14 protein-coding genes are annotated in these 12,812 nt (G+C 71.5%); 3 read left to right on the forward strand and 11 right to left on the reverse strand.

Translation table 11 applies throughout. From position 1 onward, the window contains the following. Positions 1–6 precede the first annotated feature (6 nt). The 5 genes from ACZ6D7_RS23450 to ACZ6D7_RS23470 all read right to left on the reverse strand — a co-directional run bounded on the left by ACZ6D7_RS23450 (position 7) and on the right by ACZ6D7_RS23470 (position 4,533). Complete coding sequence (locus ACZ6D7_RS23450; protein WP_469493847.1) at positions 7–177, reverse strand: hypothetical protein; 171 nt, start codon at positions 175–177, stop codon at positions 7–9. A gap of 62 nt (positions 178–239) precedes the next feature. Next, positions 240–1,190, reverse strand: a complete 951-nt coding sequence (locus tag ACZ6D7_RS23455) for a cytochrome c oxidase assembly protein (RefSeq protein ID WP_469493850.1) — start codon at positions 1,188–1,190, stop codon at positions 240–242. Between the two features lie 107 nt (positions 1,191–1,297). Then, positions 1,298–2,323, reverse strand: coding sequence for a 6-phosphofructokinase (locus tag ACZ6D7_RS23460; protein WP_469493852.1), 1,026 nt, complete (start codon positions 2,321–2,323; stop codon positions 1,298–1,300). Between the two features lie 222 nt (positions 2,324–2,545). After that, positions 2,546–3,274, reverse strand: a complete 729-nt coding sequence (locus ACZ6D7_RS23465) for a type 1 glutamine amidotransferase (protein ID WP_469493855.1) — start codon at positions 3,272–3,274, stop codon at positions 2,546–2,548. Positions 3,275–3,294: 20 nt separating this feature from the next. Then, positions 3,295–4,533, reverse strand: a complete 1,239-nt coding sequence (locus ACZ6D7_RS23470) for a DUF1727 domain-containing protein (protein WP_469493858.1) — start codon at positions 4,531–4,533, stop codon at positions 3,295–3,297. Positions 4,534–4,690: 157 nt separating this feature from the next. On the opposite strand from ACZ6D7_RS23470, the gene def reads away from it, so the two are divergent. Next, positions 4,691–5,245: a peptide deformylase gene (def, locus tag ACZ6D7_RS23475; RefSeq protein WP_469493859.1), complete on the forward strand. Its 555-nt coding sequence runs from the start codon at positions 4,691–4,693 to the stop codon at positions 5,243–5,245. A 10-nt stretch (positions 5,246–5,255) separates the two neighbouring features. Here def and ACZ6D7_RS23480 read toward each other — a convergent pair whose 3' ends face one another. Continuing rightward, on the reverse strand, positions 5,256–5,900 hold the full coding sequence (locus ACZ6D7_RS23480; protein ID WP_469493862.1) for a TetR/AcrR family transcriptional regulator: 645 nt from the start codon (positions 5,898–5,900) through the stop codon (positions 5,256–5,258). Positions 5,901–6,069: 169 nt separating this feature from the next. Here ACZ6D7_RS23480 and ACZ6D7_RS23485 point away from each other — a divergent pair, with 169 nt between their 5' ends. Continuing rightward, entirely contained in the window at positions 6,070–7,332 is a 1,263-nt protein-coding gene (locus ACZ6D7_RS23485) for an acyl-CoA dehydrogenase family protein (protein ID WP_469493864.1), read from the forward strand. A 25-nt stretch (positions 7,333–7,357) separates the two neighbouring features. Here the strand turns inward: ACZ6D7_RS23485 and ACZ6D7_RS23490 are convergent, their stop codons facing one another. The 5 genes from ACZ6D7_RS23490 to ACZ6D7_RS23510 all read right to left on the reverse strand — a co-directional run bounded on the left by ACZ6D7_RS23490 (position 7,358) and on the right by ACZ6D7_RS23510 (position 12,117). Then, complete coding sequence (locus ACZ6D7_RS23490) at positions 7,358–7,594, reverse strand: DUF6213 family protein (RefSeq protein ID WP_200725174.1); 237 nt, start codon at positions 7,592–7,594, stop codon at positions 7,358–7,360. Between the two features lie 25 nt (positions 7,595–7,619). Continuing rightward, entirely contained in the window at positions 7,620–9,014 is a 1,395-nt protein-coding gene (locus ACZ6D7_RS23495; RefSeq protein ID WP_469493868.1) for an NADP-dependent succinic semialdehyde dehydrogenase, read from the reverse strand. Between the two features lie 71 nt (positions 9,015–9,085). Beyond that, on the reverse strand, positions 9,086–9,550 hold the full coding sequence (locus ACZ6D7_RS23500) for an NUDIX hydrolase (RefSeq protein ID WP_469493870.1): 465 nt from the start codon (positions 9,548–9,550) through the stop codon (positions 9,086–9,088). Further along, a complete protein-coding gene (locus tag ACZ6D7_RS23505) occupies positions 9,547–11,085 on the reverse strand; it encodes an ATP-dependent DNA ligase (protein ID WP_469493871.1) in 1,539 nt (512 codons plus the stop codon). The genes ACZ6D7_RS23500 and ACZ6D7_RS23505 overlap by 4 nt, the downstream gene beginning before the upstream one ends. Positions 11,086–11,148: 63 nt before the next feature. Then, on the reverse strand, positions 11,149–12,117 hold the full coding sequence (locus ACZ6D7_RS23510) for an NAD(P)/FAD-dependent oxidoreductase (protein ID WP_469493874.1): 969 nt from the start codon (positions 12,115–12,117) through the stop codon (positions 11,149–11,151). Between the two features lie 78 nt (positions 12,118–12,195). Between ACZ6D7_RS23510 and ACZ6D7_RS23515 the strand changes: the two genes are divergently transcribed. After that, entirely contained in the window at positions 12,196–12,768 is a 573-nt protein-coding gene (locus tag ACZ6D7_RS23515; protein ID WP_469493877.1) for a helix-turn-helix domain-containing protein, read from the forward strand. The last annotated feature ends 44 nt before the right edge of the window (positions 12,769–12,812 follow it).

Here is a 12,812-nt window from a genome sequence, read left to right on the forward strand (position 1 = left end):
CGCTGATCAGCTGGTCTTCATCACGATCAGCGCGAGCGTGATCAGCCCGAGCACGACCCAGCCGAACCACAGCCAGCCGTTGCTGCCGAGCGCCACCGTGTAGGCGGTCACCACGACGAGTCCGCCGAGCGTGAGCGCCCCCATGGTCTTCGTGGAGCTGTCCGTGGAACCGGCCATCGTGACACCCTCCTGAAGGCCCGCCCTCCGCAGGGCGAGTCCACCTCCATGGTGCCCCGGGATCAGCGTCCGCGTGCCTCGAGCGACGCAAGATAGGCGTTGTACGCCTCCAGCTCCTTGTCCCCGTCCCGGTCCGCGGCCCGGTCCTGGCGCTTGGCCTGCCGCTGCTCGGAGCCGTACCACTGGAAGAGCAGCGCGATCAGCACCAGCACCGACGGGACCTCGCTGAACGCCCAGGCGATGCCGCCCGCCGAGGTCTGGTCGGCCAGCGCGTCGATGCCCAGCGAGGCGGGCGGGTTCTCGAACGTCCGCACCATCGGCTGGGAGGCCATCATCAGCGCGATGCCGAAGAACGCGTGGAACGGCATGCCCGCGAACAGCTCCAGCATCCGCATCAGGTGCCCCGGCCGGTGCGGCCCCGGGTCCACGCCGATGATCGGCCAGAAGAACACCACACCGACCGCGAGGAAGTGCACCATCATCGCGATGTGGCCCACCTGGGAGCCCATCAGGAAGTCGAAGATCGGCGTGAAGTACAGCGCGTAGAGCGAGGCGATGAACAGCGGAATGGTGAACACGGGGTGCGTGATGATCCGCATGTACCGGCTGTGCAGCAGCATCAGCAGCAGCTCGCGCGGCCCCTTGCGGCCCCGGCCCGCCGCCGGCAGCGCGCGCAGCGCGAGCGTGACGGGCGCGCCGAGCAGGATGAGGATCGGCGAGAGCATGCTGATCACCATGTGCTGCACCATGTGCACGCTGAACATGACCATCCCGTAGTCGTTCAGCGCGGTGCACATCACGAGCGCGATGGTCAGCACGCCGACGACGTACGACACCGTCCGCCCGACCGGCCAGGCGTCGCCCCGGCGCCGCAGCCGCACGACCCCCCACGCGTACAGCGCGAGCCCCACCAGGCAGGCGACGAGGAAGAAGGGGTCCGGTGACCACTGAAGACCCCGCCCCAGCGTGAACGGCGGCAGATCCATGGTCATGCCGTGCCCGCCGTGATCCATTCCGTCGGCTCCTGATTCGTGGGGGGTTGTACGTTTCTTGCGGCCCCAAGACTAGAACCGCCCCCGGCGACCGATGTCACCGGGGGCGGTCGGAGTGCGCGGCCTGCCTACAGCACGGTCTCGGCCTCGGCGTACCGGTCCGCGGGAACCGTCTTCAGCGTCTCCACGGCCTCGGCCAGCGGCAGCATCACGATGTCCGTCCCCCGCAGGGCCGTCATCTTCCCGAACTCGCCGCGATGCGCCGCCTCCACCGCGTGCCAGCCGAACCGGGTGGCGAGCACCCGGTCGTAGGCCGTCGGGGTGCCGCCGCGCTGCACATGCCCGAGGATCACCGGACGGGCCTCCTTGCCCAGCCGGGACTCCAGCTCGACGGACAGCTGCCGGGCGATACCGGCGAACCGCTCGTGTCCGTAGATGTCCTTGGCGCCCTCGTCGAACGCCATGGTGCCGGCCAGAGGCTTGGCCCCCTCCGCCGCGACGACGATCGCGAACCGCTTGCCCGCCTCGAACCGCTCGCCGACCCGCCGGGCCAGCTCCTCGATGTCGAAGGGACGTTCGGGTACGACGATGGCGTGGGCGCCCGCCGCCATGCCGGACTGGAGCGCTATCCAGCCGGTGTGCCGCCCCATGACCTCGACGACCAGCACCCGCTGGTGGGACTCGGCGGTGGTCTTCAGCCGGTCGAGGGCCTCGGTCGCCACCCCCACCGCGGTGTCGAAGCCGAAGGTGACGTCGGTGCCGGCGATGTCGTTGTCGATGGTCTTGGGCACACCGACGATCGGCAGTCCGCTGTCGGACATCAGCCGGGCCGCCTTGAGGGTGCCCTCACCGCCGATCGGGATGATCGCGTCGAGGCCGAGTTCCTGGACGTGGCCCTTCGCCCGCTCCACGCCGTCCCGCAGATGCGAGGGCTGGACCCGGGAGGAGCCGAGGATCGTGCCGCCGCGGGCGAGGATGCCGCCCACGGCGTCGAGGTCGAGCTTGAGGTAGTCGCACTCCAGGAGGCCCTTCCAGCCGTCCCGGAAGCCGATGACCTCGTCGCCGTGGTCGGCGACGGCACGGTGCACGACGGACCGGATGACGGCGTTCAGGCCGGGGCAGTCGCCGCCGGACGTGAGGACACCAATGCGCATAGCCCGAACAACCTTCTCCACGTGGGCCGGATCCGGACCACATCGTCCGGCTCGAGTCCCCGCCACCCTAGCGGCATCAGGGGGCGGGGCCGAAGCACGCGTCCGCCTGCTGGACGTGCCCGCTCACCTGTGCGGACGTACTGTCAGACGGGCTGCTGACGGCACCCCGAAAATCAGGTGAACACACGGTCGGGCGGGCTCGCCCAGCTTTCGCCCGGCTGCCTACGCGGGCTGCTGCGCGGCGGCGATCCGCTCGCCCCGCAGCGCCTCGTACCAGCGGTCGTCGGTCGGCGGGAGCGCGTTCACATCGAGCGCCAGCTTCAGCAGCAGGTCCGCGATGAGCGGGTTGCGGGCGAGCACCGGGCCGTGCATGTACGTGCCGAACACGGTGTCGTTGTACGCCCCCTCGGTCCCGTCGCCGGTGCCGTTGCCCTTGCCGATCTGGACCCGGGCGAGCGGGCGGGCGGTCGGGCCGAGGTGGGTGATGCCCTGGTGGTTCTCGAAGCCGGTCAGCTGCGGCAGACCGAGCCGGGGGTCGATGTCCGCGAGGACGTCACCGACGCACCGCTCGCCCTCGCCGCGCGTCGTGGTGACGTCGAGCAGGCCGAGGCCGGGCTCGCGCTGGCCGAGGTCGTTGACGAACTCGTGGCCCAGGATCTGGTAGCCGGCGCAGACCGCGAACACGATCGCCCCGTTCTGCACCGCCTGGTACAGGTGCGCGTCACGGCGCAGCCGCTCCGCCGCGAGCCGCTGCGGCCGGTCCTCGCCGCCACCGATGAGGTAGATGTCACCGGAGGTCGGGATCGGCTGGTCGCTGCGCACGTCGAGGCGGGCCACGTCGAGGCCGCGCTGCCGCGCCCGGCGCTCCACGACCAGGACGTTGCCCTGGTCGCCGTAGGTGCTGAGCAGGTCCGGGTAGATCCAGACGATCCGAAGCTGGTTGTCGCTCATGAAGTGGTCGTCCTTCGTGGTCAGTTGCCGACGCGGCGGCGCAGGTCCTGGAACGCGGTGTAGTTCGCGATGACCTCGATCCGGCCCGGCGGGCACAGCTGCACGGCCTGGTCGACGCTCTCGCACACCTGGAAGTGCTGGTTCGCCACCTCGAGGCGGACCGCGAGGTCCAGCTTGCGGTCACCGATGACGAAGATCGGGTGGCCGGACAGCCGGGTGTAGTCGACGTCCCACAGCCAGGAGGTGTCGGTGCCGTCGGCGCCGCGCGCGTTCACCGAGAGGATCACCGGGGCCGGCGCAGGATCGATCAGGCTGAACGTCTCGAGCCAGCCCGCGGGGTTCTTGGCGAGCAGCAGCCGGAGGTCACGGCCCTGGAACTGGACGACGTCGTAGCGCCCTGCGACGGCCTGCACCTGGTACATGCGCTCCAGCGCGACCTGCGGCGGCACGCCGAACACGGCGGCGACGGCGGCGGAGGAGGCGGCGTTGGCCTTGTTGGCCCGCCCGGGCAGCTGGAGGTGGATGGGCCAGGCGGACCCGTGCGGGTCGAGCACGTGGTCCCCGGACAGCGCCCAGCTGGGCTGCGGCCGGCGGAACCCGCACTCGCCACAGAACCAGTCGTCGCCGGGCCGCTGCATGACACCGCCGCAGGACGGGCACGACCAGGCGTCGTCCTTCCACATCTGACCGGCGGCGACCCACACCACGTTGGCGGAGGAGGACGCGGCCCACACCACCAGCGGGTCGTCGGCGTTGGCGACGACGACCGCCTTGGACCCGGCCAGCCCCTCACGCCAGTTCTCCGCGAGCATCCGGGTCTCGGCGGCGCGGTCCAGCTGGTCGCGGGAGAGGTTGAGCAGGGCGATGCACTTGGGGTCGGTGTCCCGGGCCACGCCCGCGAGGTACTTCTCGTCGACCTCGATGACGCCGTACTTGGCCTCCGAGCCGCCCGCGAGCGCCGAGGTGATGCCGGCCGGCATGTTGGCGCCGAGGGCGTTCGACACGACCGGACCGGCGGCCCGCAGCGCCTCGGCGATGAGCCGGGTCGTCGTGGTCTTGCCGTTGGTCGCCGAGACCAGGATCACGTCCAGGTTCTGGGCGAGCCGGGCGAGGAGGTCGGGGTCGAGTTTGAGTGCCACCCGGCCACCGATCACCGAGCCGCTGCCGCGTCCGGCCGCGCGGGATGCCGCAGCGACCGCCTTGCCCGCGGTCACGGCGATCTTGGCCCGCGGCGTGAGCGGGTCCGAGTTGCCTGCCATCAGTTCTCGATCCTCCTTGCGTACGCGCCGCGCCTCTGCCGTACGGCACCGTGGTTGGTGGTCAGCCTATCGAGATCCATTCGCACTCCCGAATCGCGCCCACCACCTCACGCCCGTCCGGCATGCGCGTGTCAGAAAGGACCGTACCCTTGCCGCCATGCGACAAGGCTCCATCCCGGGCGCCCACGGGCACGTCCGGCCCCTCACTCTGCTCGGTGACCCCGTCCTTCGGGAACCCTGCCGCGAGGTCACCGACTTCGGCCCCGGACTCGCCCGGCTCGTCGAGGACATGTTCGCCACGATGTACGCCGCCCAGGGCGTCGGCCTCGCCGCCAACCAGGTCGGCGAGCCGCTGCGGGTCTTCGTCTACGACTGCCCCGACGACGAGGACGTCCGCCATGTCGGCCATGTCGTGAACCCCCGCCTGGTGGAGGCGGACGGCATCGTCCTGCGCGGCCCGGAGGGCTGCCTGTCCCTGCCGGGCCTGGAGGCGGGGACGGAGCGCTACGACCACGCGGTGGTCGAGGGCCGCACGATGACGGGCGACCGGGTGAGGATCCACGGCACGGGATTCTTTGCCAGATGCTTGCAACACGAGTGCGACCATCTGGAGGGGACGGTGTACGCGGACCGGGTGGAGGGCTGGCGCAGACGCCGGCTGCTGCGCCAGGTGACGCGGGCCTCCTGGAGCCGGGAGAGCGCGGGTTCCTAGGGGGCGACCCTCAGAACCCCGGTCCCCCGACCTTGTCCCCCGCCGCCGCGAGCCGTCCCCACAGCAGGTCCGCGAGACTGCGGACCAGCTCGGCCCGGGAGCAGGGCCGCTCACCCAGCCACCAGTCCCCGGCCGCGTGCATCATGCCGACGATCCCGTGCCCCCACACCCGGGCCAGCTGCTGGCTCCCGGGCCCGAGGTCCAGCCGGTCCTCGATGACCTGGGCCAGCTCCTCACCCATCCTGCGGAGCAGCGGCGCCGAGTGCTTGCCGACGTCGAACCCCTGGTCCGTCCCCTGCCCGCCCTCGGACGGGTGCATCAGGAACCGGTACACCTGCGGCCGGGCCTCGATCGCCGCGAGGTAGGTGTCGAGGGTCGCCTCGACCCGCTCCCGACGCTCGGCGGGAGCGTCCAGCGCGGCCCGCAGCGAGTCCAGGAGCGCGTCCGTGTGCCGCTTGGCGAGGGCGGCGTACAGTCCGCCCTTGTCACCGAAGTGGCGGTAGAGGATCGGCTTCGTGATGCCGGCCTCGGCCGCGATCGCGTTCATGGAGGCCTGTGGGCCGTCGCGCAGCACCACCCGGTCCGCGGCCTCCAGCAGCTCGCGCCGTCGGCGGTCGGCCGACCTCTGCTGTTCGGTCCGCTGTGTGGTGTCCATGTGCTCTCCCCACCCGTGGTGATTCGGTGACGCCTGCGCAAACTAACACCTGACAGCAGCCTGACATCGAACGGGCTGCCGAGCTGTCGTCAGGAGTTGACATTTCTTACCCGCGAGTAACAGACTGATGTTACCGCTAGTAACACGCACGCCCGCCGCTGGAGGGAACATGGCCGAGTTCACCATGGAGCTCAACGACGAACAGAAGGAGGTCCGGGACTGGCTGCACGGATTCGCCGCCGATGTCATCCGTCCTGCGGCCGCCGAATGGGACGAGCGTGAGGAGACTCCCTGGCCGGTCATCCAGGAGGCCGCGAAAGTCGGCATCTACTCCCTCGATTTCTACGCCCAGCAGTACTTCGACCCCACCGGCCTCGGTATTCCGATGGCCATGGAGGAGCTGTTCTGGGGCGACGCGGGCATCGCCCTGTCGATCGTGGGCACGGGCCTCGCCGCCGTGGGCGTCCTCGCCAACGGAACCGAGGAACAGATCGGCACCTGGATCCCCCAGATGTACGGCGACGCCAACGAGGTCAAGGTCGCCGCGTTCTGCTCCTCCGAGCCGGACGCCGGCTCCGACGTGGCCTCCCTGCGCACGCGTGCCGTGTACGACGAGGCCAAGGACGAGTGGGTGATCAACGGTACGAAGACCTGGGCGACCAACGGCGGCATCGCCAACGTCCATGTCGTCGTGGCCGTCGTCGACGCGGAGCTGGGCTCCAAGGGCCACGCCTCCTTCATCGTCCCGCCGGGCACCCCGGGCCTCTCCCAGGGACAGAAGTTCAAGAAGCACGGCATCCGCGCCTCGCACACCGCCGAGGTCATCCTCGACCAGGTGCGCGTGCCCGGTTCCTGCCTGCTCGGCGGCAAGGAGAAGCTGGACGAGCGCCTCGCCCGGGCCCGGGAGCGGGCGAGGACGGGCGGCATGGGGGTCCCCCCGCTCGAGCGAAGCCGAGAGTGGGGGAGGGTGAAGAACGCGGCGATGGCCACGTTCGAGGCGTCCCGGCCGGCGGTGGGCGCGATGGCCGTCGGTACGGCCCGCGCCGCCTACGAGGTCGCCCTCGACTACGCCAAGACGCGTGAGCAGTTCGGGCGGCCGATCATCGACAACCAGGGTGTCGCCTTCCAGCTCGCGGACATGCGGACGCAGATCGACGCGGCGCGGCTGCTGGTCTGGCGGGCGTCCTGGATGGCGGTCAACGGCAAGCCGTTCACCGCGGCCGAGGGCTCGATGTCCAAGCTCTACGCCAGCGAGACGGCGAAGACGGTCACCGCGCAGGCGATCCAGATCCTCGGCGGGAACGGGTACACGCGGGAGTACCCGGTGGAGCGGATGCACCGGGACGCGGCGATCTACACGATCTTCGAGGGGACGAGCGAGATCCAGCGGCTGGTGATCGCGCGCACGCTGTCGGGGATGCCGATCCGGTAGCGCCGTACGGCGGTGGGGGCACGAGCTACGACGTGCCCCCGCTGCTGTGGGCGATGCACGCCACGTCGATGCGGTCGGCCAGCTTGGCCAGTTCGATGGTCAGCGCGGCCACCGTGTCCTCGTCGAGTCCGTCCGCGCCCGCCTCGACGAGATGCAGCCACCGACCGCCCAGCGTGCGGAGCAGCTTGCTCACATCGGCGGCAGACACCTGCAAGGTCCCGCGGTCATCGACGATCAGAGGCAGAGTCACTTCGCGGTTCACACCCGGGATCGTAGCCGCGCGGCGCTCACGCACCGTGCCAAACCGTGGTGATGTTGCAGAACTCGCGGATTCCGTGCCCGGACAGCTCACGCCCGTATCCGGACCGCTTCACCCCGCCGAACGGGAACGCCGGATGCGACGCGGTCATCCCGTTGACGTACACGCCACCGGCCTCGAGATCCCGGACGAAACGGTCCACCTCCGCCTCGTCGCGCGTCCATACGTTCGAACTCAGGCCGAACGGGGAGTCGTTGGCGATGAGCACGGCCTCATCGAGATCGGCCGCCCGATACAGCGTGGCCACGGGCCCGAAGGCCTCCTCCCGGTGGATGCGCATCTCGCGGGTGATGCCGGAGATGACAGTCGGCGGGTAGTACCAGCCGGGCAGCTCGGGCCGGCGGAGCCGATGGCCGCCGCACAGCACCGCCGCCCCACTGCGCCGCGCGTCGTCCACCAGCTCCTCCAGGTCCGTCCGCCCCTGCTCGCTCGCCAGCGGCCCGATGTCCGTGTCCTCCTCCAGCGGGTCGCCGACCTTCAGCGCCGTCATGCCCGCCACGAACCGTTCGGTGAACGCGTCGTACACGTCCGTGTGAACGATGAACCGTTTGGCGGCGATGCAGGACTGCCCGTTGTTCTGCACACGGGCGGTCACCGCGACCTGCGCGGCCCGGTCGAGGTCCGCCGACGGCATGACGACGTACGGGTCGCTGCCGCCCAGTTCCAGCACCGTCTTCTTGACCATCTCCCCGGAGGTGGAGGCGACCGCCCGCCCGGCCGGCTCGCTGCCGGTCAGGGTCGCCGCCTTGACGCGGTCGTCGCGCAGGATGGCGTCCACCGCACCCGACCCGATGAGCAGGGTCTGGAAGCAGCCCTCGGTGAACCCGGCCCGGTGGAACAGGTCCTCCAGGTACAGGGCGGTCTGCGGGACGTTCGAGGCGTGCTTGAGCAGGCCCACGTTGCCCGCCATCAGCGCCGGCGCGGCGAACCGGATCACCTGCCACAGCGGGAAGTTCCACGGCATCACCGCGAGGACCGGACCGAGCGGCCGGTAGCGGACCAGGACGCGCGAGGCGCCGGAGTCCTTCACATCGGCGGCGGCCGGTTCCTCGTCGGCGAGCAGTTCCTCCGCGTGTTCGGCGTACCAGCGCATCGCCTTGGCGCATTTCGCGGCCTCCGCGCGCGCCTGCTTCACCGGCTTGCCCATCTCGGTGGTCATGATCCGGGCGATGTCCTGCTGGTCCTCGTCCAGGAGGTTCGCGGCCTGGAGCATGAGGCGCCCCCGGTCGACGAAGCGCATCGCCCGGTACGTCCGGAACGTGGCCTCCGCGAGCTGGAGCCGGCGCTCCAGCTCCTCGTCGCCCATGGCCTCGTACGTCCGAAGCGTCTCGCCGTTCGCCGGGTTCACCGTCGCGATGGGCATGACCGACCTCCCGCAGAGCTGGCTGTGCTTCGACCTTCCCGCGCCACACCGGACACCGCAACGCGTGCGCGTCAGGGCGAGTGCTCCGCCAGGCGGTCGAGGAACGTGGCCTGGGCCGTGACGATCACCTCACGGGCCCGGTCCGTACCGAACCAGGCGACCCGATCCAGCTCCGGGAACTCCTGCCGCCGCCCGGACCGGGGCGGCCACTCCATGGTGAACGTGCCGGGTACGACAGCCGCCGGATCGAGATCCGCCTCGATCGCCCATACGGTGACGATCTTGCCGTTCGTCTGCCGGACCTCGCCCAGCGCGATCGCCTCGCCGTCGGGCGGGGTCAGCCCCAGCTCCTCCCGGAACTCGCGGCGCGCGGCCACCCAGGCGGGCTCGTCCGGTTCGTACTCGCCCTTGGGGACGGACCAGGCGCCGGCGTCCTTCTTCGCGAAGTAGGGGCCGCCCATGTGGCCCAGCAGCACCTCCGTGCCGGCGGCGGTGCGCCGGAACAGCAGCAGGCCCGCGCTCCTCCTCTGGGTCACGGGCGCACCTCCGGGTGGGCGGCCAGCAGGGTCTCCACGGTGTCGGCCTCCTCCGGCCGCTTGTCCTCGCGGTAGCGGACCACGCGGGCGAAGCGGAGGGTGACGCCGGCCGGGTAGCGGGTGGAGCGCTGGAGGCCGTCGTAGGCGATCTCGACGACGAGTTCGGGGCGGACGGTGACGACCCAGCCGTCGTCGCGTTCGGCGAGGCCCTGGAGGCGCTCGGTCTGCCAGGTGAGCAGGGCGTCGGTCATGCCCTTGAAGGTCTTGCCGAGCATGGCGAAGCCGCCGTCGGCCGTGCGGGCGCCCAGATGCAGATTGGAGAGCTTGCCGGTGCGCCGGCCGTGGCCCCACTCGGCGGCCAGGACCACCAGGTCGAGGGTGTGCACGGGCTTGACCTTCAGCCAGGACGCGCCGCGCCGGCCCGCGCTGTACGGGGCGTCCAGGGACTTGACCACGACCCCTTCGTGGCCCCGCAGCAGGGTCTCCTTCAGGAACTCCTCCGCCGCCGGCGCGTCCTGCGGTCCGGTGACGACCGTCCGGCGCACCCGCATCGGCTCCGGTACCAGCCGGGCCAGTTCCGCGTGGCGCTCGGCGAACGGGAGGTCGAGCAGGTCGCGGTCGTCCACCGACAGCACGTCGAAGAAGACGGGGGAGACCGGGACCGCCTCGGCGGCCGCCGCCACGTCCACCCGGGAGCCGACCCGGCCGGCCGTCTCCTGGAACGAACGGGGGCGGCCGTCCTCGTCGAGGGCGATGACCTCGCCGTCCAGGACGAACCGACGGACCGTCAACTGATGTGCCGCCGACGTCACTTCGGGCAGCCGGTCGGTGATGTCGTCGAGCGTGCGGGTGTAGAGGCGGACGTCGTCGCCGTCGCGGTGCACCTGCACCCGGATGCCGTCCAGCTTCTCCTCCACCGCGCAGGCGCCGAGCTTGCCGACGGCCTCGGTGACGGAGGACGCGGTGTGCGCGAGCATCGGCAGGACCGGGCGGCCGACGGTGAGCCGGAACGCCTTCAGGGCCGGCGGTCCGTCCGCGAGCAGGGCCCGCGCCACCGTGCGCAGCGAGCCCGCGAGCATCACCGCCCGCCGTACGTCCGCCGGGGGCGCCCCGGTGGCCTGGGCGAGACCCTCGACGGCCACCGCGTCCAAGGCGCCCTGGCGGACCTCGCCGGTGAGCAGACCGAGCAGGAAGCGTTGCTCCTCGGCGGTCGCCGCGCCCATCAACTCCCCGACCAGACGGGCGCGTTCGGCCTGGGAGCCTGGGCCGGAGACCCGGCCCAGCTCGGTGAGCAGGGCGTCCACCGCGCGCACGGTCAGCGTCGGCGCGGCGGCCGGCTCGACCGGGCGGCTCAGCGTCTTCCAGCCGACGCCGAGCCGGCCCTGGGGGAGCCGCCCGGCCAGGTACGGGATGACGATCGGCGCCTCGTCCGCCTCCGCCTCCCCGAACAACTCGGCGAGCAGGGCGATCTTGCGGGAGCGCGCCGAGGTGGCCGCGACCTCCCGGGACACATCGGCGAGCCGGGACAGCAGCATGCAGCCATGGTGCAACGACGGGGCCGCGTCTACACCCGCACGGTGCCTGCCTCCGTGCGGCGGCTACTCCTGTACGGCCGCCACCGCCGCGTCGAGGTCCGCCATCAGCAGCTCCCCGTTGATCGCGGCCCCGGCCCGGTAGCCCCGGCTGGCCGCGTTGACGACCTGCTCGGCGAAGCCGGAGGCGTTGCCGGCCGCCCAGAGGCCGGGGACCGTGGTCTGGCCCCGGCCGTCGACCACGGGATAGGTGCCGAAGGGGGTCTCGGTCATCTCCGCGCCCAGCCGCGCCACCAGATCGGTCCGCGGCACCGCGCGCGGCGCGACGAACAGCGCCTCACACCTGTGCTCCGACCGGTCGCCCAGCCGGACCCCGGTCAGCCGGTCGTCCTCGACGGTCAGTCCGGCCACCTCACCGGGGACCACCCGCACGCCCGCCGCTGCCAGCCGGCGCAGGTCCTCGTCGGCCAGCTCCTCCTCGGCGACCGTGTGCAGGAACAGGGTCACGTCCTTCGACCACTGGGTCACGATCAGCGCCTGGTGCACGCTCAGCGGACTGGTCGCGAGCACCCCGAAGGCCTGGTCACGGACCTCCCAGCCATGGCAGTACGGGCAGTGCAGCACGTCCCGGCCGAAGCGCTCGGCGAGGCCCGGGACCGGGGGCAGCTCGTCCCTCAGCCCGGTGGCGACGACCAGCTGCCGGGCGTACACGGTCCGCCCTCCCCCAGAGGGGGTGCCCCCGGCGAGGACGACGGCGAAGTCCCCGTCCTTGCCGACCTCGACCGCCCGGTCCCGGACCAGCTCCACTCCGTACCGGGCGATCTCCTCGCGGCCGGTGGCCAGGAACTCGGCGGGGGGCATGCCGTCCCGGGTCAGATAGCCGTGCATATGGGCGGCGGGCGCGTTGCGCGGCTCGCCCGCGTCGACCACCAGGGTGCGGCGCCGGGCCCGGCCCAGGACCAGGGCCGCCGACAGGCCCGCCGCCCCGCCGCCGATCACGATCACTTCGTAACGCTCGGTGTGCTTCTCGGTCATGGTGACCACCTCCACCCAGAAGGTGGCCCGGATGCCGCGGGATTGACAAACATCTTTGCCGATCCTGCAATAAGGGGTATGAGTGCCGACGACGTTCTCGCGGAAGTGGGTCCCCGGCTGCGCCGGATCCGGAAGGAGCGGGAGGTGACCCTGGCGGCGCTGTCCGAGACGACCGGCATCTCCGTCAGCACGCTGTCCCGGCTGGAGTCAGGCCTGCGCAAGCCCAGCCTGGAGCTGCTGCTGCCGATCGCGCAGGCCCACCAGGTGCCGTTGGACGAGCTGGTCGGGGCCCCGCCGGTGGGGGATCCGCGGGTGCGCTCCAAGCCGCTCGTGCGCCACGGGCGCACCTTCTGGCCGCTGACCCGGCAGCCGGGCGGGCTCCAGGCGTTCAAGGTGCTGGTGCCGCAGCGCGAGGAGGAGCCGGAGCCGCGCACCCACGAGGGCTACGAGTGGCTGTATGTGATGTCCGGGCGGCTGCGGGTGGTGCTCGGTGAGCACGACGTGGTGATGACGGCGGGGGAGGCGGCCGAGTTCGACACGCGTGTGCCGCACTGGTTCGGGTCGACGGGGGAGGGGCCGGCGGAGTTCCTGAGTCTCTTCGGACCGCAGGGCGAGCGGATGCACGTTCGCGCGCGTCCGTCTCGGCCGTGACGCACCCGACAGTTCCCTCGGTTGTTCCCTGATCGGCAAGCGAC

The organism is Streptomyces sp. NPDC041784 (assembly GCF_055591025.1).

Bases quoted from the DNA above. Each gene is read 5' to 3' on its own strand.
- ACZ6D7_RS23450 (WP_469493847.1), bottom strand. From the start codon at position 177: ATGGCCGGTTCCACGGACAGCTCCACGAAGACCATGGGGGCGCTCACG.
- ACZ6D7_RS23455 (WP_469493850.1), bottom strand. From the start codon at position 1,190: ATGGATCACGGCGGGCACGGCATGACCATGGATCTGCCGCCGTTCACG.
- ACZ6D7_RS23460 (WP_469493852.1), bottom strand. From the start codon at position 2,323: ATGCGCATTGGTGTCCTCACGTCCGGCGGCGACTGCCCCGGCCTGAAC.
- ACZ6D7_RS23465 (WP_469493855.1), bottom strand. From the start codon at position 3,274: ATGAGCGACAACCAGCTTCGGATCGTCTGGATCTACCCGGACCTGCTC.
- ACZ6D7_RS23470 (WP_469493858.1), bottom strand. From the start codon at position 4,533: ATGGCAGGCAACTCGGACCCGCTCACGCCGCGGGCCAAGATCGCCGTG.
- def (WP_469493859.1), top strand. From the start codon at position 4,691: ATGCGACAAGGCTCCATCCCGGGCGCCCACGGGCACGTCCGGCCCCTC.
- ACZ6D7_RS23480 (WP_469493862.1), bottom strand. From the start codon at position 5,900: ATGGACACCACACAGCGGACCGAACAGCAGAGGTCGGCCGACCGCCGA.
- ACZ6D7_RS23485 (WP_469493864.1), top strand. From the start codon at position 6,070: ATGGCCGAGTTCACCATGGAGCTCAACGACGAACAGAAGGAGGTCCGG.
- ACZ6D7_RS23495 (WP_469493868.1), bottom strand. From the start codon at position 9,014: ATGCCCATCGCGACGGTGAACCCGGCGAACGGCGAGACGCTTCGGACG.
- ACZ6D7_RS23505 (WP_469493871.1), bottom strand. From the start codon at position 11,085: ATGCTGCTGTCCCGGCTCGCCGATGTGTCCCGGGAGGTCGCGGCCACC.
- ACZ6D7_RS23510 (WP_469493874.1), bottom strand. From the start codon at position 12,117: ATGACCGAGAAGCACACCGAGCGTTACGAAGTGATCGTGATCGGCGGC.
- ACZ6D7_RS23515 (WP_469493877.1), top strand. From the start codon at position 12,196: ATGAGTGCCGACGACGTTCTCGCGGAAGTGGGTCCCCGGCTGCGCCGG.